Source organism: Pseudoalteromonas neustonica (genome assembly GCF_001653135.1).
Taxonomy (GTDB): Bacteria; Pseudomonadota; Gammaproteobacteria; order Enterobacterales; family Alteromonadaceae; genus Pseudoalteromonas; species Pseudoalteromonas neustonica.
The window spans coordinates 241244-265252 of record NZ_BDDS01000003.1 but is presented as its reverse complement, the minus strand read 5'-3'; the positions used below and the strand labels follow the sequence as shown (position 1 = coordinate 265252).

The 24009-nt window shown below is 39.7% G+C and carries 19 protein-coding genes; 13 read left to right on the top strand and 6 right to left on the bottom strand.

Annotation, left to right across the window (positions count from 1 at the left end):
• Positions 1 to 3: 3 nt before the first annotated feature.
• From A7967_RS06940 to A7967_RS06920, 5 genes are all read left to right on the top strand, one after another.
• A complete protein-coding gene (locus A7967_RS06940; RefSeq protein WP_054203916.1) occupies positions 4 to 495 on the top strand; it encodes a DUF2938 domain-containing protein in 492 nt (163 codons plus the stop codon).
• Between the two features lie 9 nt (positions 496 to 504).
• Complete coding sequence (gene tmpT, locus A7967_RS06935) at positions 505 to 1149, top strand: thiopurine S-methyltransferase (RefSeq protein WP_054203917.1); 645 nt, start codon at positions 505 to 507, stop codon at positions 1147 to 1149.
• A gap of 181 nt (positions 1150 to 1330) precedes the next feature.
• Positions 1331 to 3688: a S9 family peptidase gene (locus A7967_RS06930; protein WP_054203918.1), complete on the top strand. Its 2358-nt coding sequence runs from the start codon at positions 1331 to 1333 to the stop codon at positions 3686 to 3688.
• 355 nt (positions 3689 to 4043) lie between these two features.
• Positions 4044 to 5303, top strand: coding sequence for an SMODS domain-containing nucleotidyltransferase (locus A7967_RS06925; protein ID WP_054203919.1), 1260 nt, complete (start codon positions 4044 to 4046; stop codon positions 5301 to 5303).
• A gap of 10 nt (positions 5304 to 5313) precedes the next feature.
• Positions 5314 to 6042 carry an SLATT domain-containing protein gene (locus A7967_RS06920; RefSeq protein WP_054203920.1) on the top strand — a complete coding sequence of 243 codons (729 nt, stop codon included), beginning with the start codon at positions 5314 to 5316 and terminating at the stop codon, positions 6040 to 6042.
• A gap of 292 nt (positions 6043 to 6334) precedes the next feature.
• Here the strand turns inward: A7967_RS06920 and A7967_RS06915 are convergent, their stop codons facing one another.
• Together A7967_RS06915 and A7967_RS06910 are read right to left on the bottom strand one after the other, a co-directional pair.
• A complete protein-coding gene (locus A7967_RS06915; RefSeq protein WP_054203921.1) occupies positions 6335 to 6622 on the bottom strand; it encodes a helix-turn-helix domain-containing protein in 288 nt (95 codons plus the stop codon).
• A gap of 98 nt (positions 6623 to 6720) precedes the next feature.
• Positions 6721 to 7569, bottom strand: a complete 849-nt coding sequence (locus A7967_RS06910; protein WP_064435566.1) for a LysR family transcriptional regulator — start codon at positions 7567 to 7569, stop codon at positions 6721 to 6723.
• A gap of 130 nt (positions 7570 to 7699) precedes the next feature.
• Here A7967_RS06910 and A7967_RS06905 point away from each other — a divergent pair, with 130 nt between their 5' ends.
• Positions 7700 to 8374 carry an FMN-dependent NADH-azoreductase gene (locus tag A7967_RS06905; protein ID WP_064435565.1) on the top strand — a complete coding sequence of 225 codons (675 nt, stop codon included), beginning with the start codon at positions 7700 to 7702 and terminating at the stop codon, positions 8372 to 8374.
• A 204-nt stretch (positions 8375 to 8578) separates the two neighbouring features.
• On the opposite strand, the gene katG is transcribed toward A7967_RS06905, so the two are convergent.
• The gene (gene katG, locus A7967_RS06900) at positions 8579 to 10756 is read right to left on the bottom strand and encodes a catalase/peroxidase HPI (RefSeq protein ID WP_064435564.1); all 2178 of its coding nucleotides are present in this window, start codon (positions 10754 to 10756) and stop codon (positions 8579 to 8581) included.
• Positions 10757 to 11529: 773 nt separating this feature from the next.
• Here katG and A7967_RS06895 point away from each other — a divergent pair.
• The gene (locus tag A7967_RS06895) at positions 11530 to 13608 is read left to right on the top strand and encodes a sensor domain-containing protein (RefSeq protein WP_064435563.1); all 2079 of its coding nucleotides are present in this window, start codon (positions 11530 to 11532) and stop codon (positions 13606 to 13608) included.
• A gap of 109 nt (positions 13609 to 13717) precedes the next feature.
• Here A7967_RS06895 and A7967_RS06890 read toward each other — a convergent pair whose 3' ends face one another.
• On the bottom strand, positions 13718 to 14587 hold the full coding sequence (locus A7967_RS06890) for an MYG1 family protein (protein ID WP_054203926.1): 870 nt from the start codon (positions 14585 to 14587) through the stop codon (positions 13718 to 13720).
• 471 nt (positions 14588 to 15058) lie between these two features.
• Here A7967_RS06890 and A7967_RS06885 point away from each other — a divergent pair, with 471 nt between their 5' ends.
• The 4 genes from A7967_RS06885 to A7967_RS06870 all read left to right on the top strand — a co-directional run bounded on the left by A7967_RS06885 (position 15059) and on the right by A7967_RS06870 (position 19554).
• A complete protein-coding gene (locus A7967_RS06885; RefSeq protein WP_064435562.1) occupies positions 15059 to 16570 on the top strand; it encodes a DUF3360 family protein in 1512 nt (503 codons plus the stop codon).
• A gap of 299 nt (positions 16571 to 16869) precedes the next feature.
• On the top strand, positions 16870 to 17931 hold the full coding sequence (locus tag A7967_RS06880) for a hypothetical protein (RefSeq protein ID WP_064435561.1): 1062 nt from the start codon (positions 16870 to 16872) through the stop codon (positions 17929 to 17931).
• Positions 17932 to 18193: 262 nt separating this feature from the next.
• On the top strand, positions 18194 to 18832 hold the full coding sequence (locus tag A7967_RS06875; protein WP_054203929.1) for a glutathione S-transferase family protein: 639 nt from the start codon (positions 18194 to 18196) through the stop codon (positions 18830 to 18832).
• An 80-nt stretch (positions 18833 to 18912) separates the two neighbouring features.
• Positions 18913 to 19554 (top strand): glutathione S-transferase family protein, encoded by a 642-nt coding sequence (locus A7967_RS06870; RefSeq protein WP_054203930.1) that lies wholly within the window; start codon positions 18913 to 18915, stop codon positions 19552 to 19554.
• A 17-nt stretch (positions 19555 to 19571) separates the two neighbouring features.
• Here the strand turns inward: A7967_RS06870 and A7967_RS06865 are convergent, their stop codons facing one another.
• On the bottom strand, positions 19572 to 20360 hold the full coding sequence (locus A7967_RS06865) for an SH3 domain-containing protein (RefSeq protein ID WP_157756405.1): 789 nt from the start codon (positions 20358 to 20360) through the stop codon (positions 19572 to 19574).
• Between the two features lie 195 nt (positions 20361 to 20555).
• Positions 20556 to 22259: a DUF3592 domain-containing protein gene (locus A7967_RS06860; RefSeq protein WP_054203932.1), complete on the bottom strand. Its 1704-nt coding sequence runs from the start codon at positions 22257 to 22259 to the stop codon at positions 20556 to 20558.
• Between the two features lie 202 nt (positions 22260 to 22461).
• On the opposite strand from A7967_RS06860, the gene A7967_RS06855 reads away from it, so the two are divergent.
• Entirely contained in the window at positions 22462 to 23082 is a 621-nt protein-coding gene (locus A7967_RS06855; RefSeq protein WP_054203933.1) for a fused MFS/spermidine synthase, read from the top strand.
• On the top strand, positions 23075 to 23974 hold the full coding sequence (locus A7967_RS06850; protein ID WP_054203934.1) for a spermidine synthase: 900 nt from the start codon (positions 23075 to 23077) through the stop codon (positions 23972 to 23974). The genes A7967_RS06855 and A7967_RS06850 overlap by 8 nt, the downstream gene beginning before the upstream one ends.
• The last annotated feature ends 35 nt before the right edge of the window (positions 23975 to 24009 follow it).

Below are 24009 nucleotides of genomic sequence, written 5' to 3'. Positions count from 1 at the left end.
TTTATGTTTGAAGGTATTGATTGGGTTACTGTTATAGCAATTGGTGTAGGTGCTACAGCTGTGCTCGACGTATGGGCGCTATTACTTGCCAAGGTGTTTGGCATTAGTGCTTTAAATTTTTGCATGGTAGGCCGTTGGGTAAGTTTAATGCGAAAAGGCCAATTTAATCATGCTGCGATTGCTCAGGCACCCACTCAAAAATACGAATGTGTTATTGGCTGGTTTATTCACTATGTAATAGGCATCGTTTTTAGCTTAGTCTTCTTACTGCTTGTATCATCCAGCTGGCTGGCATCACCAAGCTTAGTACCTGCGTTGTTATTCGGTTTAGCGACCGTGTGTATGCCGCTTTTTATTATGCAACCGGCGCTAGGCTTGGGGATTGCTGCTAGTAAAACTCCTAAACCTGCTTTAGCCAGAGTCAAAAGTTGTGTATCGCACTGCGTGTTTGGTGTGGGGGTTTATATCAGTTCAATTGTTTTACTACTATTTTAGAGGATCGTTATGTCAGCTAATTATTGGTTAAAGCGATGGAAAGATGACGATATTGGTTTTCATGAAAACAATGTAAATCCTTATTTAGATCGTTATTTTACTAACTTAGTCCCATCTATTGATAGCCGTATTTTTGTGCCTTTGTGTGGTAAAACAAAGGATATTGCTTGGCTGCTTAATAAAGGAATGCATGTTGTGGGTGTTGAGCTTAGTGTAAGTGCGATTAAGGCGTTATTTATCGATTTAGGTTTAGCACCCACCCTAACTCAGTATGGTCAACTGACGCAGTATTGCGCGGGTAATGTGACTATTTGGGTCGGCGATATTTTTGCTTTAACAACTGAGTTACTTGGATCAGTCGATGCTATATATGATCGCGGTGCCTTGGTTGCTTTGCCTTTCAAATTACGTAAAAAATACACTGCACATATCACTAATATTACAAAGAGTGCCCCGCAATTGCTTATTTGTTGTGTGTATGACCAATCTAAGCATGATGGCACACCATACAGCGTTAGCGCTCAGGAAGTGTTTGATCATTATCATCGCATCTATTCGCTAAAGTTAATAACGTGTGATGCCATTACCAATGGCGTTAAAGGTGTTAAGCCTGCCAATGCAGTCGTTTGGCTATTAAGCAGAAAAAATTGCTAGCATTGCATATTGCATGCAATAATTGAGTTCAATGCGTGAATGCTTGCGATAAGTGTTCTGATATTAAGTACAAAATTTGCTAAAGTAAAAGTTGTTTAACATTATTTTTGTATCGGATAAATGTGTTAGACAACCCTTAAAAATAACGACAATAAGCAAATACTCCACTTTAGGAACTTACATGAAATTATTCAAATCCACCGCTATAGTACTGTCGGTACTCGCTGGGTTATCGTTATCTGGCTGCTCAATGACCGAAAGTGGCAGCACACAAGCCGCTACAAACCAAATAAGTAACCCTCTGAGCTTTGAACAAATCTATAAAGATAAATATTTTAAAGCGCAGCGTAGCACTTACTTTAAATGGTTAGACGATGGCACTGGCTACACAGTGCTTGAAGCGCGTGAGAGCGAAAAAGATAAAAAAGACGACGCTGATAATGCTAAAGCGGATGACGAAAAAGCTGATGATGACAAAGACAATGGCATAAAAGGTAACGACATTGTGTTCTACAATGCCGATGGTACTGACCGTAAGGTATTAGTTGAGTTTGAAAAGCTACACCCAGAAGGCGCTGAAGAGCCGTTGGCAATAGAAAGCTACCAGTGGTCAAAAGATGGTAAATGGCTCATGGTATTTACCAATAGCGAGCAAGTTTGGCGCTCACGCAGCCGCGGAGACTTTTGGTTACTCAACCTTGAGACTAACCAATTACAGCAATTGGGTGGCGCAGACGTTGAGCCTACTAAGCTCATGTTTGCTAAATTTTCGCCAGATAGCTCAAAAGTGGCTTACGTGCGCGATAACAACATTTATATGCAAGCGGTTGGCAGTAACGATGTAACTGCGCTCACAATCGATGGCAGCGCCACCATTGTTAACGGCAACTTTGATTGGGTTTACGAAGAAGAGTTCACCATTGCTGATGGCTTTCGTTGGAGCCCCGATAACAAATCAATCGCTTATTGGCAGCTTGATACCAGCGGTGTTAAATTTTTCACTATGATCAACAACACCGATGAGCTCTACCCTACTCTCAAAACGTTTCCGTATCCTAAAGCCGGTGAAACTAACTCAGCAGTTCGTGTTGGTGTGGTAAGCCTTAGCGACAAACAAACCCGCTGGGCAAAGCTCGAAGGTGATAATCGCGATCGCTACATTCCGCGTATTAGCTGGGCAGGCACAGGCGATGAGTTAATGATCCAAGATTTAAATCGTCCACAAAGCCACAACAAGGTTTGGTTATTTGACTGGCAAAAGCAGCAACTGACTAAAATTTTAGAAGATAAAGACGATGCGTTTATCGAATGGTTTTATAAAGCCAATTGGTCAAAAGACGGCAAATTCTTTATTTGGCACAGCGAACGTGACGGCTGGCGTCATCTTTACCGTGTATCGCGCGATGGCAAAACCATTATTGACCTAACGCCTGGCGATTACGATATTGTTGATATGCTCACGATCAATGAAGACAAAAACGTCATGTATTTTATTGCTTCACCAAACGATCCAGGTCAGCGCTATTTATATAGCACGCCACTTGATGGCAGTAGCAAACCTGTGCGTGTAACCCCTGCTGAGTTTGAAGGCTCAAACAGCTATTACATGTCTAAAGATGCCTCATGGGCGATGCACACGTATTCTAAATTTGGCACACCGCCAACAAAAGAAATCATTAAAGTGGCAGACCACAGTAATGTAAAAACGTTAGTTGAAAATAAAGAACTAAAAGAAAAACTGGCTGAGCAAAGCTTACCAAGCCATGAGTTTTTTAAAGTGAATGCGCAAGACGGCACTGAGCTTGACGGCTACATTATGTTCCCAGAGAACATGGATAAAAATAAAAAATACCCGATTGTTTTTTACGTATACGGTGAACCGTGGGGCTCAACAGTGCAAGACCGCTATGAAGGCAATAGCTATTTGTACAAATCACTGTTAACCCAAAAAGGCTTTATTGTCGCATCGGTTGATAACCGAGGTACTCGTGCTCCAAAAGGCCGCGATTGGCGTAAATCGATTTATAAAAAAATCGGCTCTATTACCGTGCAAGATCAAGTGGATGCACTTGATGCCATGGCTAAACGTTGGGATGTAATAGACACCGATCGTGTTGGCGTGTGGGGTCACTCAGGTGGCGGTAGCTCAACGCTTAATTTATTGTTCCGCCATGGTGATAAGTTCAAAGTGGGTATTGCCTCAGCGCCAGTGCCAGATATACGTTTATACGACACTATTTACCAAGAGCGTTATGCGGGTAATCCAAATACCGATCCTGAAAGTTACGACAATACCTCGCCTATCACGTTTGCTAAAAACCTAACTGGTAAGCTATTGCTGATTCACGGCACCGGCGATGACAACGTGCATTACCAAGGCTCAGAGCGCTTAATTGATGAACTCGTTAAGCACAACAAACAGTTTGAGTTTTTCTCATACCCAAACCGCTCACACAGCCTACGTGAAGGTAAAGGCACTGCCCTGCACTATCACACCATGATGGCCGAGTTTTTTGAAAAGAACTTATTGAATCAGTAGTTTGATTAGTTAGTTTAAATACTAAAAAGCCACATACTAACAAATAGTCTGTGGCTTTTTTAATCAAAATGTAATGGGGGTTACACAACGAGGTGAAAGTTATCAGGGGAAAGGTTTTTAATTAGTTGGATATTGGTTGAGGTGAGTACAGTAAAACCTATCATAAAATAAATAATGATAGTTAAGTCAATATTTTATCCTATTTAATTTCATCAACTTGTGGGATTTTTTTATCATTTATATTTTTACTATGCTATTTTGGTTTAGAGAAAAGAAATCTCTTGATCCAATAAGCTATTTCACAAAAATTCAAGCTCTACTGCTAGCGTTGCAATTTAATTACAAGGATTAGTATATGACTACAAGACGGGACTTTAGTGTCTTTCTAGATAATCTAAAGATTAAGAAGAAAGACACTATTTCGAGTCGCTATGGAAGCATAACGAAGAATCTCAATGAGAAATTCCGAAATTTGGAAAATGATAAAAAAAGTTATAGCCTTCAAGCAGGTTCATATGGCCGCTACTCAGGTATCCAAGGTATTTCTGATCTTGATATGCTGTATATACTACCTCCTAGCTCTTGGCCTACTTACAGAAAAGACCCCGCTAAAGCTCTTGATCACGCTAAAGATGCTATCTGCAAAACTTACAAAACAAGTAAGGTGAGAAAAGATCGTAATGTAGTTGTTGTAGAGATGCAGGACTTTACTTTTGAAGTTGTCCCCGTATTTGAATGGAACGGGATATTTAAATATCCCGATACATATACCGGTGGTTCATGGCGTAAATGTGATACCCGCGCTGAGCTACAAACATTCAAAGAGCTGAATAAAGAGCGAAAAGATAACCTTCGTAAACTTGCTAAAATGATTCGCGCATGGAAGTTTAGAAATAATATCCAGATGAGTGGGTTTCTAATAGATACTCTGTGTTACAATTTTTTTAATGGAAATAACCTATACGATAACACTAGTTTTGGTGGTTTTGATAAAATGCTGGCTGGCTTTTTTGAGTTTCTTAGCAAAGAACCAGTGAAAGATTTCTATTACGCGTTTGGGAGTAACTCCCGAGTTTATGTTAAAAAAGCATTTCAGAATGATGCGGGTACTGCTTTAGATAATGTGAATGAAGCGATTCAAGCAAGAGTTGATGGTCATGAAGAAAAATGCAATCAGCGATATAAGTCTATTTTTGGCACTAAGTTCCCTAACCGTGAGGCTAAACAAGTCTCTGCAATTAATGAGCAGTTTATAGAGGAACTGTTCGATATGGATATAACCAACCAAATAGTCATTGATTGTGAAGTGAAAAGTGACCTAATAACCAAAATGCTATCAAAACTTGGAGGAGCACGAATTCAACCTGAACGGAAACTACACTTCTATATTAAACAAACAGATATTGTTGAGGATTATGAGGTTAAATGGAAGGTACGGAATTACGGACTAATAGCTGACAGAGATAAAAATCACCGTGGAAATATTATGAATGATAATGGCAGTAAAACCCTTGTAGAAACATCATCTTTCTACGGGGATCATACTGTTGAGTGCTACGCTATTAGCAATAACACTGTAATAGCACGTCATCAAATCACAGTCCCAATCGAATAGGAGTTAAACCATGGCAGAACAAGCAATTAAGAAGCAAATTGCAAGTGAGTATTATAATGTCATATATGGTGCCAAACTTCATCTAGCATCGTTTGACATTTGTGAAAAATTACCAACATTGATTAGCGTAACTTCATTATCTTTTGGTGTTCTTGGCTTGGCGTTTAATGATTTCAATACCAATGCTTTGGCTGCACTGCTGCTTATTATAGGTATCGTTGGTATAATTCTTAAACCTCGAGAGCTTCAAAAAGAGCAATACAAATCAATAGGTGATAGCCTTACCCACATAAGTAAAAAGTTAGAGAATACTTATTATAAAGCCGAAATGCAAAATGAAGCCATGGTTGCACAAGCTAGGTCCGAACTTATTCAATTACAGGAAGAGCATAAAGCGGTCAAAATGATGCCTCCGGTATTTTTATCTTCATGGTATGCCCACTATAAGGTTTTTTCTGAACATAATAGTGACTGGATGAGTGCTGAACTTGGTCTAGGGTGGACTGATAAAGTACCTCTGAGCTTGCGCTTATTCGTGATTATCATATTAGTTGCAGCTCTTTTATGGGCAACACCTTTATGCATAACAAGTAAAGCTTGGTCATGGTTTTCTGACTTTTGTATGGATGATAGACAAAAGCAAGAGATTATGTATGAAACGACAATAATTCCATCTGAAAATTTGAAAACAGAATTAAAGAGAGATACTGAAGTGAAAGCCAAGGAGGGCACTCATTAGAAAGTTCAGATCAAGCAGGTGACTGTGTTTTCTTGATCTCTTTATTCGAGGGCTTTTAAAAAACCATGTGTTGTTACTTTTTTAACCCACTATAAATATGACTATGCATCCAGTAATGATGTCGATTGCTGTGAATATTCAAACATCATAATTATTGTTTGATTATTACTATACCCTATATGTATTATCCGAGAGGTATGATTCCATTGCCCTATTTTTAAAAGACCAAAAACCGTTACTATCTTGTAACTGGCCCATTAGCTGTTTGCCAGCATAAACATCGAGAGATCTATTATTCATGGCCAGCCACCATGTTCTGGATTTGCGTTATTAATTTACTTTTAGCCTTTTCATCGTGTTGAGGTACAACTACGTCTATTTTTACTTCTAAACCTAAAGCTTCCATTAAGTCGAACGCGCGGCCAATTGATAACGATCCTGTGCCATTTTCAAAGTCACTCACCGTATTGATACTAATACCGGAGAAGTCCCCTGCCGTTTTCTGATCAAGCTTTTGGCTTTTCCTTACAATGCTTGCCAATTTACCTAATTGTTTTGCTGACTTTATTGTGACTTCCATTACCAATCCAAAATTAACAGTATTCTGTGAATTAATGTCTAAACAGACTCATAATCACCTAAATTCACAATAAACTGTGTTTCATAAATCTAACGACATCAATCCAACAACCCTTCTACCCACTCTAAAACTAGGCGTGTATCTCTAGTTGAAAAGCGCTGTTTATTCGGTATGTAATAGCAAAACTCAGATTCAACCGCGTGAGTATTAAAGTTTTTTAGTAACTCCGTGTTTAAAAGTCGTTGCACAAGAGTGGTTGAGCAAAACACCAGTCCTGAGCCTGCCATGGCTTCTTGGATGCCAAATAGTTCTTGGTCAAAGGTTTTAATAATAAATAACGCGGGATCTAAGTTGTTTTGAGTAAGCCATTGTTTAAGTGGTGGCTCACTCAGTGCTTTGTTTTTCCATTTTGTGGTATAGAGCGTAACAGAGCCATTTTGCCATGGAGTATCCGTTGCTTTATATGAGCCAAATATATTAAATTGCTCGGTTTTTATAATGTCGTCAGCGTTTATATGCAGACGTTCCCCAAAGCGAATGGGCAAGGTGTGCAATTGTTTATCAACGGCTTCACTGGTTGATATATCCACCTCAAGATTAGGCTGGCTGACCGATAGCTCCTGTAATGCGGGAATTAAGCGCAGTGCGGCCAGTGACGAGGTGGTGGTTATTTTAACGGTTGCCCCTGTAGCTTGCACAGTTGCTAATGCTTGGTCTATGCGGTTAAAGCCGTCGCTCGTTGCGGCACTTAAATATTCACCAGTCGGTGTGAGGGTGATTTTTCTAACTTGGCGGTAAAACAAATCCACATTTAATCGACTTTCAAGGTTATTTATATGATGCGAAATTGCAGTTGGCGTGAGCGATAGTTCATCAGCTGCGGCTTTAAAGCTGCCTAAACGTGCCGCAGCTTCAAAGGCTTTAAGTGCTTGTAGTGAGACTTGCATAAAGTGATACCTGCGAAAAAGTGGAATAAATATAGGTGATTATAACTCATTTATAGGTGAGGTTAACTCGTTTGTGAAATAGCGCTTTAAGTTAGATGATTGCCCTATGTTCACTATGAGGATAAACACTATGACTACCCTATTACACATTGATGCAAGCGTAAGAGCTGCCAAAAACGATAACCCAGATCACGATTCAATCTCTAAAAATATTTCTAGGCGTTTTATTAATACCTTTAGAGAGCAACAAGATATAGGTGAGTATATTTATCGTGATGTAGGTGTGAACCCACCCTCTTTTATTACCCAAGAGTGGATTGGCGCAGTATTTACACCAGAGCACAAAAAGTCAGCACAGCAAAAGCACATACTTTTAGAGTCAGACCAGTTTATTTCTGAAGTGAGTAAGGCTGATATTATTGTGATTTCGTCGCCTATGTACAACTATGGCATGCCAGCGCAACTAAAAGCGTGGTTTGATCAAGTTATTCGGATCAATAAAACCTTTGATTTTGATCTGGCCCGTGGTGACTTCCCGCTACAGCCTTTGCTGGGCGGAAAAACATTGATTGTGATCACATCAACCGGTGAATTTGGTTTTGAGCAAGGCGGTATTCGTGAGCACATGAGCCATTTAGTGCCGCATTTACGTAGTTTAAGCAAATATTTAGGTGTTACAACGATTCATGAGATAGCGTCAGAGTATCAGGAGTTTGCTGATGCTCGTCATCAACAATCGTTAAGCAATGCCTATGACCAAGCAACTGTGCTTGCACAACAACTTTCCAATATGGCTGCTGAGTAATTGTAATATGCATAAACCTTTGAACAATTTAACAGACTAAATAATACACGCTTTACTGTGGTATTTTTAGCCAAACCGTAATAGGGGTTTACAGTTTATATTGTTTTACAAATTCAGATTTAAGGTTTCTGATATAAAAAAGCGCGAGGGTTAATACCCTCGCGCTCTTGGTTTTTGTGCTTTAATTAATAATCGATGTTTTGATTAAATATCAAAGCGGTCTGCGTTCATTACTTTTACCCATGCATTAACGAAGTCTTTTACAAAACGTTGTTTGTTATCGTCTTGAGCATAAAACTCCGCAAGCGCTCGTAGGATGGAGTTTGAGCCAAACACTAAATCAACACGAGTGGCGGTCCACTTTGTATTGCCAGAGCTGCGCTCAACAATGTTATAGGTGCTTTTGCTGGCAGGTTCCCAGCGATTATTCATATCGGTTAAGTTTACAAAAAAGTCATTGCTCAATGTGCCCACGTTATCAGTGAACACACCATGGTGACTGCCACCGTGGTTAGTGCCCAATACACGCATACCGCCAATTAATACCGTGACTTCTGGTGCGGTTAAACCCATGAGTTGGCTGCGTTCTAACAGCAACTCTTCAGCTGATACGGTGTAGTCTTTTTTTTGCCAGTTTCTAAAACCATCGTGAATTGGCTCAAGCACATCGAATGACTCTGCATCGGTCATTTCGTCAGTTGCATCACCTCGTCCTGGCGAAAACGGTACAGTTACATTTACCCCAGCTGCTTTTGCAGCTTGTTCCACCGCGGCTGTACCACCGAGTACAATTAAGTCCGCTAAACTAACTGGTTTGCTTAAACCCGCTTGTACTTTTTTAAGTGTACTTAATACGTTGGCCAAGCGTTCAGGCTCGTTACCTTGCCAGTCTTTTTGTGGGCTTAAGCGAATGCGTGCGCCATTGGCTCCGCCGCGATGATCAGAGCCTCGATAAGTACGTGCGCTATCCCATGCGGTGCTGATCAAGTCACTGGCACTGATGCCACTATTTAACAGCTTAACTTTTAGAGCGCTGATTTCAGTATCACATAAGGTGTAATCGACACTTGGGATTGGGTCTTGCCAGATCAGATCTTCGCTTGGCACATCAGCACCAAGGTAGCGTGATTTGGGGCCTAAGTCGCGATGGGTAAGCTTAAACCAAGCACGTGCAAATACATCGCTAAAATACTCAAAATCATCATTAAAGCGTTCGATAATTTTACGATACGCAGGGTCCATCTTCATTGCCATATCGGCGTCGGTCATGATTGGGTTCAAACGAATTGACGGGTCTTCAACATCAACTGGTCTATCTTCTTCTTTAATGTTTACAGGTTCCCACTGGTTTGCGCCCGCAGGACTTTTGGTAAGCTCCCACTCGTAATTTAGAAGTAAGTAACAGTAGCCATTATCCCACTTAGTTGGGTGTGTGGTCCACGCGCCTTCGATGCCTGAAGTCATGGTATCGCGGCCTATGCCACGTGTTTTATGGTTATTCCAACCAAGTCCTTGCTCAAAGACGTCGGCTGCTTCTGGTTCTGGGCCAAGGTTTTCTTCGCTGCCATTACCATGCGTTTTACCTACCGTATGACCACCTACAGTAAGTGCTGCGGTTTCTTCATCATCCATTGCCATTCGAGCAAAGGTTTCGCGCACTTGCTCAGCGGTTTTAAGCGGATCAGGTTGGCCGTTTACGCCCTCAGGATTGACATAAATTAAGCCCATTTGGACGGCCGCTAAGGGGTTTTCCATTGTGTCTGGTTTTTCGACATTGTCGTAACGTTCATCACTTGGTGCAAGCCACTCTTTTTCAGCGCCCCAATATACGTCTTTTTCTGGGTGCCAGATATCTGCACGGCCACCGGCAAAGCCAAAAGTTTTTAAACCCATTGATTCATATGCCATATTACCGGCTAGAATGATTAAATCAGCCCACGATAATTTGTTGCCGTATTTTTTCTTTATAGGCCAAAGTAAACGGCGGGCTTTATCAAGGTTGGCGTTATCAGGCCAAGAGTTTAAAGGCGCAAAGCGTTGGTTAGCTGTGCCACCACCGCCACGGCCATCAGCTAAACGGTATGAACCAGCTGAGTGCCATGCCATACGGATCATCAAACCACCGTAATGCCCCCAATCGGCAGGCCACCAATCTTGGCTTTGTGTCATTAGGTTTTTTAAATCGGTTTTAACGGCTTCAAGATCTAACTTTTTGAATTCTTCGGCGTAATTAAATTCATTTCCATAGGGATTTGTTTTAGTGTCGTGTTGATGGAGAATGTCTAAATTTAATGTATTGGGCCACCAATCAGTATTGGAATTAGACGTTTGTGTGTTGCTACCGTGCATGACGGGGCATTTCCCAGCACCTGAATTGCTCATTTCTAGCTCCTTTATTGATAAATAAAACTCAAACTATTACTTGCTACAGTTACAGTTTAGTTGATTGCAACATACTTGCTTAAATCAATGATAGGGTATTAACGATTAAAAACTAGATCCCGATCAGTGCTTTAAAACGATTGCAACCATCGATTATTTAGATTCCACTCGTAGAAAACCTATTAGGTTGTAGTACATATACCTAAGTTACCAAAAAATATTGGATTTAACGCTTCATAGAAGCTTAATATCAATATGTTCCTTTATAACAATGCCAATCTCTTTGAATGTCAAAATTAGCGTCTATCGTAAGGGGTTAAGTTTAACCCCTATTCTACTTTGCAGAAATCAGAGCCAAACTGTAAAGGGGGATTACATTTTGTTTGTGTCATAAGTGATCAACATAATTGTGGTATGAATTTAGTTGACCCTTAAATATCAGTTTTAATACTGGGTGTGGTTAAGGCATAAGTCGATTGAAAATTTTTTGTTGCTAGGGCGTGCTAACCTTTCGTAATTGATTTTGCAGCAGTATAAATACCAAACATGTGCTGCCTAAAAGGTTCTTCCTAGAGGCGATTAACTCTTTGCTCGATTCTTACTTAGCCCACTCGGTTACAAACCTCGCGCCGCGATTAAATCGCCCCTAGATTGAATAAATTTCAATCCACAAAGGTCAACACTCCCTAGGTTGAAATTATTAATTTTAAATATGCTAATTCAATCATTTCATCCTATTATTAAATAAAATAATTATTGGTTTACGCCTTAGCATGAATTCTAAAACAGTCGTTAATATGTTAACTCATCAGTATGCTATCAATGATCCGTTACACCAACTATTTGATGCTGTGAATGTTATTTCTGTTCAGGGGTATGATCAAGAACGACGAGTTATTTACTGGAACCAAGGTAGTGAACTTCTTTATGGTTATACCGAAGAGGAGGCTAAAGGGAAAAAACTTGAAGATTTGATTATACCTGAGCCTATGCGTGAGGGAGTGATTGCGGCGCACAGTGACTGGGTAAAGCATGGTATAGAAATTCCAGCGTCAGAGGCTATATTGCGTGATAAAAGTGGGAAGGATATCATCGTTTTCTCCAGCCATGTAATGTTCACTAATCAGCATAATATTAAACAAATGTATTGCATTGATATTGACTTAAGCGATGTTAAGCAGGCTCAAGCTCAGGCAATATTTAAAGACCATATGCTTGAAACAATATTTGGTGCTATACCCGATTTATTCTTTTTGATGGAAGAATGCGGAACTATTATTGATTATCACGCCAGTGATGACGAACATCTTTATGCATCACCTGAGCAGTTTATCGGTAATAATATGGCTGATGTGTTACCTGAGGAAGTTGCGAGTAAGTTTCAATCCCATATTGCAAAAGCATTGCAACAAAAAACAATGGTAAGTTTTGAGTATGCGCTGACTATGCCCCACGGTGTTGTTTATTTTGAAGCGAGAATTGGTCTATTATCCGAATATCATCAAGTAATGCTGATTATTCGTGATATTACAGAGCAATACAAATCTGCTGAGGTTATTCGACATCAGGCCTATTTTGATAGTTTAACTTCATTACCAAATCGCTTTTTAGCGCTCGATCGTTTATCTCAAATACTTATTGAAGCGCAAAGAAGTAACGAAAAGGCCGCGGTGTTTTTTTTGGATTTAGATGATTTTAAAAAAGTGAACGACTCATTAGGGCATGAGGTTGGTGACAAGCTTTTAATCGAATCGGCTAAGCGCTTACAGCAAGTTTTACGAAAGGAAGATACTGTAGGTCGCCTTGGCGGTGATGAATTTATTGTATTGCTGCGTGGTTTAACTGAACATCATAATGCACTTGTCATTGCTGAAAACTTACTTAAAGCCTTTAGAAAACCTTTTGAAGTGGATGGCAGAGAGCTCGTTCTTACTTTGAGCATTGGCATTGCTATATACCCTAAAAATGGGAATTGCGCGTCTGATTTATTACGCTGTGCCGATACTGCCATGTACCAAGCTAAAGCGCTTGGGCGAAACACCTATTCATTTTTTACGAAAGAAATGAATATTATTATGCAGCGGCGGTTTGAAATTGAAGGGCAAATGCGCGGTGCATTAGAGCGAAATGAATTTGAATTATACTACCAACCTCAAGTTGATGTAAAAAAGGGGCATATCATTGGCGCTGAGGCACTGCTTCGCTGGAACAACCCTGTTTTAGGTAACGTAACACCTGAAGAGTTTATTCCTATTGCTGAGAATTCGGGTCTTATTGTACCAATCGGACGCTTTGTTATTAAACAGGCGCTTTGGTTTTTACATCTGTGGCAAAATACTGAACAGAAAAAGTACACTATGGCTGTTAATTTATCGCCTCGTCAATTTCGCGATACTGAGTTACTTAATTTTATAAAAAATATACTCAAAGATAAACAGATTGATACCGATAGTTTAGAGCTTGAAATAACGGAAGGAGTGCTGATGACGGGGCAATCTTTTATTCACGACGCGATAGTTGAAATTAATGCGTTAGGAATAAAATTATCAATGGATGATTTTGGTACAGGTTATTCGTCGTTAAGCTATTTAAGGCAATACCCATTTGACGTACTAAAAATTGATCGCAGCTTTATTAATTGCATAACTGAAAATAAGCCTGACTGTGACTTAGTTAAAGCAACTATTGCGATGTCGCACAGTTTAGGGCTTAAAGTTGTTGCTGAAGGTGTTGAAACTAAAGAGCAGCTTTTACTGTTGAATGATTTAAATTGTGATTTTGTGCAAGGTTATTATTTTAGTAAACCACTGCCTGCAAAGCAGTTGCTGGAATTATCCGCAGCACATAAATAATCAGCCTATTGTTAAAAGCTAATTGTTAAAATTGATAAGTGGTATAAATTAGTTTAAACAAAACGTAACAAGTAACGTTGTTACGTTTATAATTTAAGCTGCAGCTTCGTTATTCAGCAAGGGCAATCGCGGCCATTTTCATTGCGCTGCTAAACGATTTTGCACCGGCAATAAATAACCCATTGTGACAAAACATAGCGTCATCGAGGCCCGTTGCATCTTGAAACTCTTTGTCTGATAAACCTGCCCACGCTTTTGGCAACGGTTTTCTGTCTTCAAACGAACCAAGCTCAGCAGGCACTGTTTGAATTATCCATTGCCCAGAATGCGAAGGGTAAACCATATATAAAGCGTCGTCAGATAATGCATGGACTGTTTTTTTCCATGGCGTGTATTTCTCTAATACGATTACTCTAGGATCTTCTGCATTTTTGACTGCTTGAGCAACAATGGCTTTGGCGTTAATGCCGCCGCTTGCTGCTGCAATGAATCGCGTTAAAATACGAGATGCAAACTCAACAGCTTCATTAAAACAGCTATCAAAGTCGCTTTCTTCTTGCCACGTAGGATTAAACATGGAGATGGTTTGGCTTAGGCTAATCCCTTTTGATACACCTTCAACGTGACCACAATCAATGGCATCGATTGTTGACACTAGACTAGAATCAACAGAATTTGCAACGTCTTGATCGCCATTGCACAGTGTTAAGCCATATTTTTGCCAAATTAAACCAAATGAAGAATAAGGAATGCCGTTCTCACGTTCGCCTGCCCCACCACGTTGGTGATGATCAAAGCGGCCAGTATCAGGGTTATGTTCACCCCCTACATCAATCACAATATCAGCCTTATTTATAAGCTCTAAATCGCGGGTACGTATGAGTTTAAAAGAAGGGTAAATGCTTTTGAGTGCGGCAATGCTGAAAACATCATCTGCATGAAAATTACCGTTGTGAGTTGCTATCGTTATTTCATTCATTTGTATTGTGTCATTTTTGAAAGGGAGAAGAAGGTGTCGTTATTTACACTTAACTATTTTTGGCTACGTAGAGCCAGTGGGCACTTAAGTAAAACCACCGTGAGGATACTATATCAGGGCAGTTAACAAAACCGTTTACTGTATTTGAGCTGGGCAATTCGCGATTTTATTAGACTAAAGGCGTATACCTAAGATATTACACGTTTTTAGCTTGTAAAATAATCACTTACACTTAAGTGTTAATTCATTTGTTTAATAATAGTAAATTGATTTAAAACAATATTTTTAAATTTCATTTAGATTTTAAAACCTCAAATTAAATGTTTTCAATAACAAAAAGCTCACCATGCAAGACCTTTTGCCTAATCGCAATTATCTGCTGCCTGATTTACTCTGCTACCTCAATATTTATTTGCTTTAAACAAAGCTGTATTTTTATTTTGAGTAAGCAACTATGTTGCAGGAGAAGCCATGAACACAACGCCACACGATGAGGCTCAAGCGAAAAAGAGACCGGGTGAAAAAGCAGTTACCGATAGCTATGAAAATCTTCACAAACCTAGTTCTGAATTTGAAAGCCGAGATGAATATCTCGAACATGAACTGCAAATTATGCAGCCAAAACGCTGGCGTCCTAATTTACCTTTTAGAGATTACCGCTTCGAATTTGAAGACACTATTCCAGCAATGGCAGGCACAATAGGTAAAGTTGTTATGGTTGGTGCCATTGCAGCTACGTTTGCTGGTCAACTCGGGTTAAGTGACGCATTTATTTTAGAAAACGTACGCTATGAGCTACTGATTGTTTCTTTCTTTATTATTTTGTTTTCCGGTTTTATTTTACCTACAGCCAATTTAGCGGGAACACACGGGCCGCTAATTCCATTAATTCCAATCGTCGTTGCGGCGGGAGGACACCCAATGGCATTTGGCTTACTCATTGGTGCGTTTGGGTTGATCCTTGCTTTTAGTAAAGGAGGGAGCTTACTTGCTCGACTCACCAGTAAAGGCGTATGTGGCGGGTTATTACTTTATTTAGGTTTTATTGGCACTATTTCACAAGTAAAAAAATTGTTTGCTTGGGCGGAAGAAATTCAAATGACCCATATTGCTTTCATCGTTATTTTGGCAACTATTTTACTGTACGCGTTATTAGAGCACTTTAAAAAGCGCTGGTTAGCAGTCCCGCTTAGTTGCCTATTAGGTGGGTTAACGGCATTTGCATTAGGCGCACCGTTTGAATTTAAAACAGCACCGGGCTTACCTAACATGAACCCTATGTATTGGTGGGGTGAAAATACTGGTTGGATGCTCGGTTTACCTACACTTGAAAGCTTTATAGTGGTATTGCCATTTGCAATTCTTGCTGTTGCTATGTGGTCTCCTGATTTTTTAGGGCATCAAGTGTTTCAAAAAATTAGCTATCCGCAACGTACTGAAAAAGTTCAAATGAACATTGACGATACCATGCTTAGCGCCTCGGTAAGGCAAACATTTGGCTCACTTTTAGGGGGCTCTAATTTTACCTCGTCGTGGGGCACATACATTGTCCCTGCGGCTATTGCAAAGCGCCCAATACCAGCGGGGGCTATTTTAACCGCTCTGTTTTGTATTGTTGCAGGGTTATGGGGTTATCCAATGGACCTTGCTATTTGGCAACCGGTACTGTGTATTGCACTCATAGTGGGAGTTTTTATACCATTACTTGAAGCGGGCATGGAAATGACCCGTGTTGGCAAAACAACACAATCAGCCGCTATCGTGGTATTTGCATCAACCTTGGTCAACCCTGCGTTTGGTTGGTCATTGACCATGCTACTGGATAACTTAGGTTTGATAGGCTGTAAGGAAAGAAGCTCTGAATTAACGCCTATGAGTCGTTGGATCATCCCATTAATTATGTTTGTAGTATTAACGGGTGTAATGGCATTGGTTGGCTTATTACCGGGGATCCCAGCTTTAATGCCTAGTTTTAGGCAGTAGCGTTACTTGGTTAAATTTACAGCGGTAAGTGCATGAATGTGCGCTTACCGCTTTCTTATTCGTAGTTATGATAATTCCCTTTTTATAACCCCACCTGTAAATTCATTTTAAAAACCTAAGTTTAGGGTTATTCATGTGCATACAGCAGCCTACTAAGCAGCCATAGTGTGAGTTATTTCATAGCAAATTTAGGAAATTTCTTACTGTTTATTTTTTAATCTTCATCTATTTTTTATTTTGTAACCCCGCCCTAGCTATTGAGCTGTTAGTTAGGTTTTACTTGGCAACGGAGACTGCCCATGAAAACAGCTACACTAATCTTAAGCTCGCTAATTATCACTGGTTGTAATTTGACCACTAACACACCTGCAACGTTGGCTGAAACGCAAACATCCTATAGTTATATTCCTTTTGACCCTCTCCCTGTGCAAACGTTACTAGGGGCAAGTTGCTCACCTAGCGAAGAAGAAAAATTATTTAAATCAATTAGGCAACCTGTATTACGTGATTTAAGGCATGCATTTCCTGATCAAACCGTACGCCTCGCTGTAGCAGAATTTACAGCTAATGGTGGGCTGAGCTTTGGCCCATCAACAGTTGGGTTTGAGGGTAAGTCATACCAAGTTATTATAGATTATGCGAATACTGATACAGTAAAAGGCAGTTTTTTAGTTAAGCGTGAAATATCAGGTCAAATCCCTGAAACTAAATGGTGGGGTGGTAAATACACCCTGCCAAAATATGAAACATATGAGCAGGTAAAATTATTTGAAGATATTCCTATGCGGGTTATTTCAAAATACAGTGTAGAGCCAAACCCAACAGTTAGCCTCTTTAATAAACCGCCGATTCAGTTTGTGGAAAATAAATCATCTGAGCTAAATCAAAAAGTCGTAAAACAGCGGATTGATCAAGCTGAAAAACTATTAATGGAAGGCTATGAAGTCGTTAACCTACCCGTTTATGTAGGTGTAGGGCTAAGGTTAACAGCCACTATTAATGTATTAAATGGAAAAGTTAATTTATCTGGATTGCCGGCAATAGCGGCTGAGGCACAAAGTGGCAACTTAACGGGTACTTTAGTGGTGCAAACGCTCGGGGCTACAGGAGAGCTAGTTTCGGCTAATTTACCGTTGCCAAGTGAATTAAATAGAACAACAGTGCAAAACTCCATTTTGTCTCTTGGTTCAATAAAAGCGTTGCTCTATGATGATAAAATGCATATTACACCAAGGGTCATAGGTATATATAACCCCATTGGCGGCGGTCAAAGCTTTGTTAATGGCATTATTTCGGCGCTCGCATCGGAGCGATTAACGTGGTATCGCCCATGCGATTATATCTACGATGATAAAAGTTAGTGTTGGTATATGGCTCGTTGTAGGTGTTCAAAATGAGAGGTCTAACATTCATTTTTAGGCTGTAGCCATATAAAATATATGGCTACCAAAATTACTTGAGACACGACGTTGCTGCGTTTTTGGTTTAATATTTTTAGCGGTAACTGAGTTACATCATGATGGTATTTTGGCTAAACACAATTAGCTGTTTAAATAGCCTTTTTGTACATTTTTAAGGTAAAATTAGCTGCCTAAAAATAACAGCGAATGGATGCCATTTTTCATGTATAAACTCTTTTACTACCCGCTGAACGCCAGTATGGCCCCTCACTTTGTACTTGAAGAACTCAACGCCGATTTTGAACTCGTGCTGGTTGATCGAAAAACCAATGCGCACAAAGCAAAAAACTATTTAGCCTTAAACCCTGCTGGGCGAATACCTACTTTAGTTGATGATGAAAGCGTGCTATTTGAAAGCGCTGCAATCTGTATTCATTTAGCTGAATCAAATCCAAAGAATAAATTAATCCCTCAAGTTGGTGAACCAGAACGCGCGCTATTTTTACAATGGATCATGTATCTAACAAACACCCTGCAAGCTGAACTTATGGTGCATTTTTACCCGCAAAACCATACTAATAACGTTGATGCAATTGCAAATATTACTGCTACTCAAGAAAGCCGAATAACGGCCATGCTTGGGCTCTTGGATACAGAGCTGGCAGATAAAAAATTTTTGGTTGGCGAGCAACTTACAGTGTGTGACTTTTATTTATTTATGCTCGCCATATGGGCGGATGAATTTAAACAGCCACCGCTTGCTTTTAAGCACCTTGGCCTTTATTTACGCCGCTTAGCTAAACGAGATGCAATAATTAAGGTCTGTAAAAAAGAAGGCTTAAGCCTTGCTGATTATGTTTAACCTGAATTTGGATAATAAATTAATATGCCGCTAAACCTCTTAGCCAATATTTAGGTTATTTAAAAACAAAAGGATGTTTGATGAAAATTTATGGTAGAACAACCTCTTTTAATGTGCAAAAAGTTTTATGGTTTCTTGATGAGCTTGCTTTGGATTATGAACACATTGAAGTGGGCGGGCGTTTTGGGGGTCTTGATAGCACTGAGTTTATAGTATTAAATCCAATGCAAAAAGTCCCGGTGTTAATCGATGGTGGTAATATCATTTGGGAGTCGCACACTATACTGCGCTACTTAGCAGCTAGTTATGGGGCCGATGATTGGTATTCTCTCTCCCCTTTTGAGCGCTCTTTGTATGAGCGCTGGTTGGACTGGTCACAAGTGACGTTTCAGCCAGCTTTTATGGGCACTTTTTGGGGGTATTATCGCACCCCTGCGAGTAAACGTTGTATGGATAAAGTAAATCAAGATTTACTGGCGTGTAATAACTGTTTAGCACTTGTTGAGCAACAGCTTAGACAATCTACTTATTTGGCAGGATCAAAAATTACTCTTGCTGATATTTGTGTTGGCGCGATAATTTACCGTTTAATATCACAGGGATTAACGTTCACTTTACCACCACATGTTGAAAAGTGGCACATGCATTTAAAAACCAGAGCAGGTTATAAAAAATGGATAATGAGCGATTTTAGTGAGCTAAAAGGGCGCGAAGATTATTAGCGCCCGTTTGAATTACATTATAAACCTGTTGATTTTGCTAATTTAATTTCATTAATGGTCAGTGGTATATTTTCAGGTGCAGGAGCCTTTGTTTCACCGCTGTCATTTAATGTGTAAGTTTGCTGGGTTGCGGTATAACTTAAGGTCTCGAGATTTATGTTGGCTGTTAAAGCATCGTAATCACAGCAAGAATGAAATGACTTACCAGTAAATGCTAGACGCCCGTCTTCAATGCTATAGTTTATTTGATCAGTTGTGGTGTGGGTTGGAAGTTGAAAAACAGTCAGCTTGAGCTTATTCACAATTGCTAAATAAGAAGTATAGTAGCTTCGACTCCCAGATATATGGGTTGTTATTAAGTAGGCGTTAGTATCAGGGTGTTTGATTTTAAATAATTTGGTATCAATCTCTGAGATACCACTGCCCGCTAATGGTCCAAAGCTCGCGTGTCCAAATTTGTTACTTTGATAATTTAGGAAGTAACTGCCAGGTAAGTGTGGGTAATGCCATCCTGACATCGAGAATACAGCGCTTTCATTACTTTTAATTGAGTAGTGTATATCTGCTTTGTATTGTTGCTTTATCAGTGCTGACTTATGTATATATGCATTTTGGTTATCAAAGTAAACTTTAGCCCAATCAGAATCTAATGAAAACTCAGCCTGCACAGTCGTTCCACCTGCTAACAAACCCAGTTTATTGCTACTTCTGTTTGGGGATGTTCTTACATTTACGTTCTGCTGCACAATGGCTGGTAAATAACCTGATGCGGACTGTATTTCAGTTAAACCATCAAGATTGTACATTTGGTTACTGTGAGCGTTAAAAGAGTGGAGCAATATATAAGTAAAAGTCAGTAGCGTAATTTTTGTCATAGTATGTTGTGGGTATTGCTTAAATGGGGAGGTAGTTTACCCATTTACTCCCGCCAGATCAGCCAATTAAGCTATCTGGAGGGAGGTTTATATTCGTTTAATTAAAGCCATGCTGATTTATTGGTACTAGTCGCTATTTTTAGCAAAGCGACAGCCTAAAATGCGTTCTATTTTTTGTTTCAGGTGTAAGGCATTTTTTATTGTTTTGAAATCTCCGCCTAGGTTAATCGTTTTGTTTGAGTGTGTTATCAAGTGCAGTGAAAACTTCTCACTGGATTGTTTGCCGCTGGTTTGGACTTTTGATGATACAAAAGCGTCAATATCTTTTATCTCAGACGCTGTAAATGATAATGCCTGTACATGCTTAGAGAAGAAGTAAACATCCAGTTGCAAGCTATTTCTGCTGACTTTAATTTTGCAGTTTCGCCCGTAGCCCCAAATGCCTAAAGCTAAAAATAGGCAGCTCATCGCGGAGAATACAATACCAAAAAAAGAGCCATTTAAAGTTGCAATTAACACCCCAACAATAAAAAATATCGCCCCTAGGGCTATAATAAACAGGCACTCTTTAGCGCCTGGCGTTTGCAGGGTCAGTGCTTGTGTCGTGGTATCTTCATCAATCGTTAAGCGCGCATGCATTGCTGATTGTTCGGTTGGCGTTAATGGCTGATTTTTTAATTCTTGCTCCACCGATACACTTTGCGCTGTCACAAATACGGGGATGATATATTCACGGTCAAAACTATGTCCATCAATCTCGCCTTGAATAACCAATGCCCACTCATGGTAGCGCTTACTTGGCGTGCTTGATTGAGGCTGTCCTGGGGGTACATCAAAACTAAAATCAAGGCCTGCGCCTTTAGCGCTTGTTCTAGGTGTAAGGTCTTTTTCTACTGAAAAAACGATACAGCGACTCGATTTTCTTTCAGTGCCACTGCGTTTGGTTAAATGTTCGGTGCATTTTAATGTTGCTGTAAACGTCGTGGCTGTACTTGTTTGACCGGGAATAGTTAAGCTGCCTTTCACTTTACCGCCAATCACACCTGGGTAAGGATTAATGGTCAATGGCACTTCTTTAAAATGTAACCATTGTTTTTGAATTTTTCTTGCCCGAATAATTAACCACAAAGGTAAAACTAAGAACAATGCAGCAAGCACCGTAGTGAATGTATTGCCGCCATATAAGCCTACAGAAAATGCCCCGCTAAATAAGCAGCCTAAAAGCGCAAAGTACCAAGCATATTTAACACTTTTTTTAGCACCAGAATAAATAACGGGTGACGCCCATTGTGTTCGGGTCGTCCATGGTTTTTTTTCATCGACGTTTGTTAGCGGCTGTGCTGATTGAGAGCCGGTATAAATAAAAACACCTATGCCTACAGCCATAAATATACCGCTAAAAAGTGACATAAGCAGCAGGAACTTAACACTTAAAGAGCGATCATATACGGATTCACTAACGTCATTTGGGTTATACCAAATCATTAACCCGCCAGATGAGTTTTGCTCAGTTCGGGCTTGACCAAGGAGTGAATATGCGCGGCTACTGTCACTGTTACTCTGGTTGTTAACCTGAGGCCGATAACCAATGTACTCTTGTCCATCGACTTGATATTTATATTGCATATCAAGCTTATACAATGTGGTGTAATGGCCTTCATTATCACGTGATTCAAAGCTGGACACATCAGCACTGATTAATTGTGCTTGTGCCACATGCCAAAATTGCATTTTAGCTGCGTCAATTACAGGCGATAACACCGTAAAATAAAAAACAGCAAACCCAGCTAAAAAAAACACACCACCAAATAACGCGCCACCTCTTTTCATAAATGTCCTTATTATTTTTAATACGTATTTGCTCGTAAAATACGACCTAGTTAAATCATACCCTACAAATTAAAGTATATGGGCTTTTTATTTATGAGCTGTAAATGGGGTTTACAGCTCATAAATTAATCGGCTAAGTCTAGCCTATGGCTCTTCATCACGTTAAGATGGTTTAAACATTAAACAACAAGAACTAAAATGAATGTTAAATAAAACCAATGGACTTATCTATTTTTTAGCCTTTAGTAGCGGCTTTAGTATCATGGGAATTGAGCTTCTAGGGGGACGAATTTTAGCGCCTTTTTTTGGTAGTAGTGTGCATATTTGGGGCAGTATTATTACAGTATTTATGCTGAGCTTATCGTTTGGCTATTTGCTTGGTGGTAAGTTATCGATTAAACGACCCTCTTTAACAAAATACGGCTTAATCTTTTTACTCGCCAGTATTGCCATACTTCCTATCGCATTGTTTGCTCAACCAATTATGGCGTTTATTTTTACGCACGTTGAAGATAGCCGCTATGGCTCGTTGTTAGCATCAACAGCGCTGTTTTTTATTCCCACGATTATTTTAGGTATGATCTCGCCCTACTCCGTTCGCTTATTGGTCACCGACAGTGAGCACAGTGGTCAAGTGGCTGGCGGTTTGTACTTTGTTAGCACATTAGGCAGTGCGTTGGGCACAATTATTACTTCATTTTATATGGTGTTAGCATTTGACGTTAATGCCATTATCATTGGATTTGCTTCATTTATTGGTTGCCTTGGGTTATTCGCTATTGCACTTGATAAGCTAACAATAAAGGAGCCTGTCTATGCGTAAGCTAACGGTTCGTTGTTTGCTACTTGTTGGTGTAACATTATTTTCAAATGCGAGCATTGCAAAGGTTATTCACAGCGAGCGCTCGCTTTATCGTAATATTTTAGTGGAAGAAACAGGTGATTTACGTTGCTTAAAATTTGACGAAAAAACACGTCAAAGTAGCCAAAGTTGTATGTATAAAAGCAAACCGAAAAAGTTGGTGTTTAACTATACGAAATTAACGTTTGCCAGCTTATTGATGATCGATAACCCAAAAAATGTGTTAATTATCGGCCTCGGCGGCGGTACATTATCAAATGTAATTCATGAGCTTTACCCGCAAGCGACAATAAAAAATGTTGAAATTGACCCTGCAGTGATAAAAGTTGCGCGGGATTATTTTGATTTTAAAGAAAGCGAAAAAGTAACTTCAAAGGTGCAAGATGGCCGTATTTTTATAAAACGTGCGGCACTTAAAAAACAAACGTTTGATTGGATCATTCTTGATGCCTTTAATGGCGACTACATTCCTGAGCATTTACTCACAAAAGAGTTTTTTGAAGAGATAAAAAGTGTTTTAGCTGAGGGAGGAATTGTTGCGGCTAATACCTTTTCATCAAGCAAATTATATGAACATGAATCAGCTACATATCATGCGGTATTTGGTGATTTTATTAATGTAACGACGGCTAAAAAGAGTAATCGGATCATTTTAGCCGGGTTTAACAAAGCCCCGACTAAAGAACACCTTACTGAGCGAGTAAAAAAATTAGCGCCGTTATTAGCCCCATATAGTATAGATATTGATGCTGTGAGCAAAGGCATGCGCTCAACTAAAAACAACCAAGACTGGCCAAGTGATACAAAAGTACTCACGGATCAATATTCACCCGCCAATTTACTTAATTTCTAACCATAATTTGGGTTAAGAGGCTCTTTATGCTGAGG

What these genes read in the sequence shown, in the direction of transcription:
- A7967_RS06940 (WP_054203916.1), top strand. Translation starts at nt 4, where the DNA reads ATGTTTGAAGGTATTGATTGGGTTACTGTTATAGCAATTGGTGTAGGT.
- tmpT (WP_054203917.1), top strand. Translation starts at nt 505, where the DNA reads ATGTCAGCTAATTATTGGTTAAAGCGATGGAAAGATGACGATATTGGT.
- A7967_RS06930 (WP_054203918.1), top strand. Translation starts at nt 1,331, where the DNA reads ATGAAATTATTCAAATCCACCGCTATAGTACTGTCGGTACTCGCTGGG.
- A7967_RS06925 (WP_054203919.1), top strand. Translation starts at nt 4,044, where the DNA reads ATGACTACAAGACGGGACTTTAGTGTCTTTCTAGATAATCTAAAGATT.
- A7967_RS06920 (WP_054203920.1), top strand. Translation starts at nt 5,314, where the DNA reads ATGGCAGAACAAGCAATTAAGAAGCAAATTGCAAGTGAGTATTATAAT.
- A7967_RS06915 (WP_054203921.1), bottom strand. Translation starts at nt 6,622, where the DNA reads ATGGAAGTCACAATAAAGTCAGCAAAACAATTAGGTAAATTGGCAAGC.
- A7967_RS06910 (WP_064435566.1), bottom strand. Translation starts at nt 7,569, where the DNA reads ATGCAAGTCTCACTACAAGCACTTAAAGCCTTTGAAGCTGCGGCACGT.
- A7967_RS06905 (WP_064435565.1), top strand. Translation starts at nt 7,700, where the DNA reads ATGACTACCCTATTACACATTGATGCAAGCGTAAGAGCTGCCAAAAAC.
- katG (WP_064435564.1), bottom strand. Translation starts at nt 10,756, where the DNA reads ATGAGCAATTCAGGTGCTGGGAAATGCCCCGTCATGCACGGTAGCAAC.
- A7967_RS06895 (WP_064435563.1), top strand. Translation starts at nt 11,530, where the DNA reads ATGAATTCTAAAACAGTCGTTAATATGTTAACTCATCAGTATGCTATC.
- A7967_RS06890 (WP_054203926.1), bottom strand. Translation starts at nt 14,587, where the DNA reads ATGAATGAAATAACGATAGCAACTCACAACGGTAATTTTCATGCAGAT.
- A7967_RS06885 (WP_064435562.1), top strand. Translation starts at nt 15,059, where the DNA reads ATGAACACAACGCCACACGATGAGGCTCAAGCGAAAAAGAGACCGGGT.
- A7967_RS06880 (WP_064435561.1), top strand. Translation starts at nt 16,870, where the DNA reads ATGAAAACAGCTACACTAATCTTAAGCTCGCTAATTATCACTGGTTGT.
- A7967_RS06875 (WP_054203929.1), top strand. Translation starts at nt 18,194, where the DNA reads ATGTATAAACTCTTTTACTACCCGCTGAACGCCAGTATGGCCCCTCAC.
- A7967_RS06870 (WP_054203930.1), top strand. Translation starts at nt 18,913, where the DNA reads ATGAAAATTTATGGTAGAACAACCTCTTTTAATGTGCAAAAAGTTTTA.
- A7967_RS06865 (WP_157756405.1), bottom strand. Translation starts at nt 20,360, where the DNA reads ATGTACAATCTTGATGGTTTAACTGAAATACAGTCCGCATCAGGTTAT.
- A7967_RS06860 (WP_054203932.1), bottom strand. Translation starts at nt 22,259, where the DNA reads ATGAAAAGAGGTGGCGCGTTATTTGGTGGTGTGTTTTTTTTAGCTGGG.
- A7967_RS06855 (WP_054203933.1), top strand. Translation starts at nt 22,462, where the DNA reads ATGTTAAATAAAACCAATGGACTTATCTATTTTTTAGCCTTTAGTAGC.
- A7967_RS06850 (WP_054203934.1), top strand. Translation starts at nt 23,075, where the DNA reads ATGCGTAAGCTAACGGTTCGTTGTTTGCTACTTGTTGGTGTAACATTA.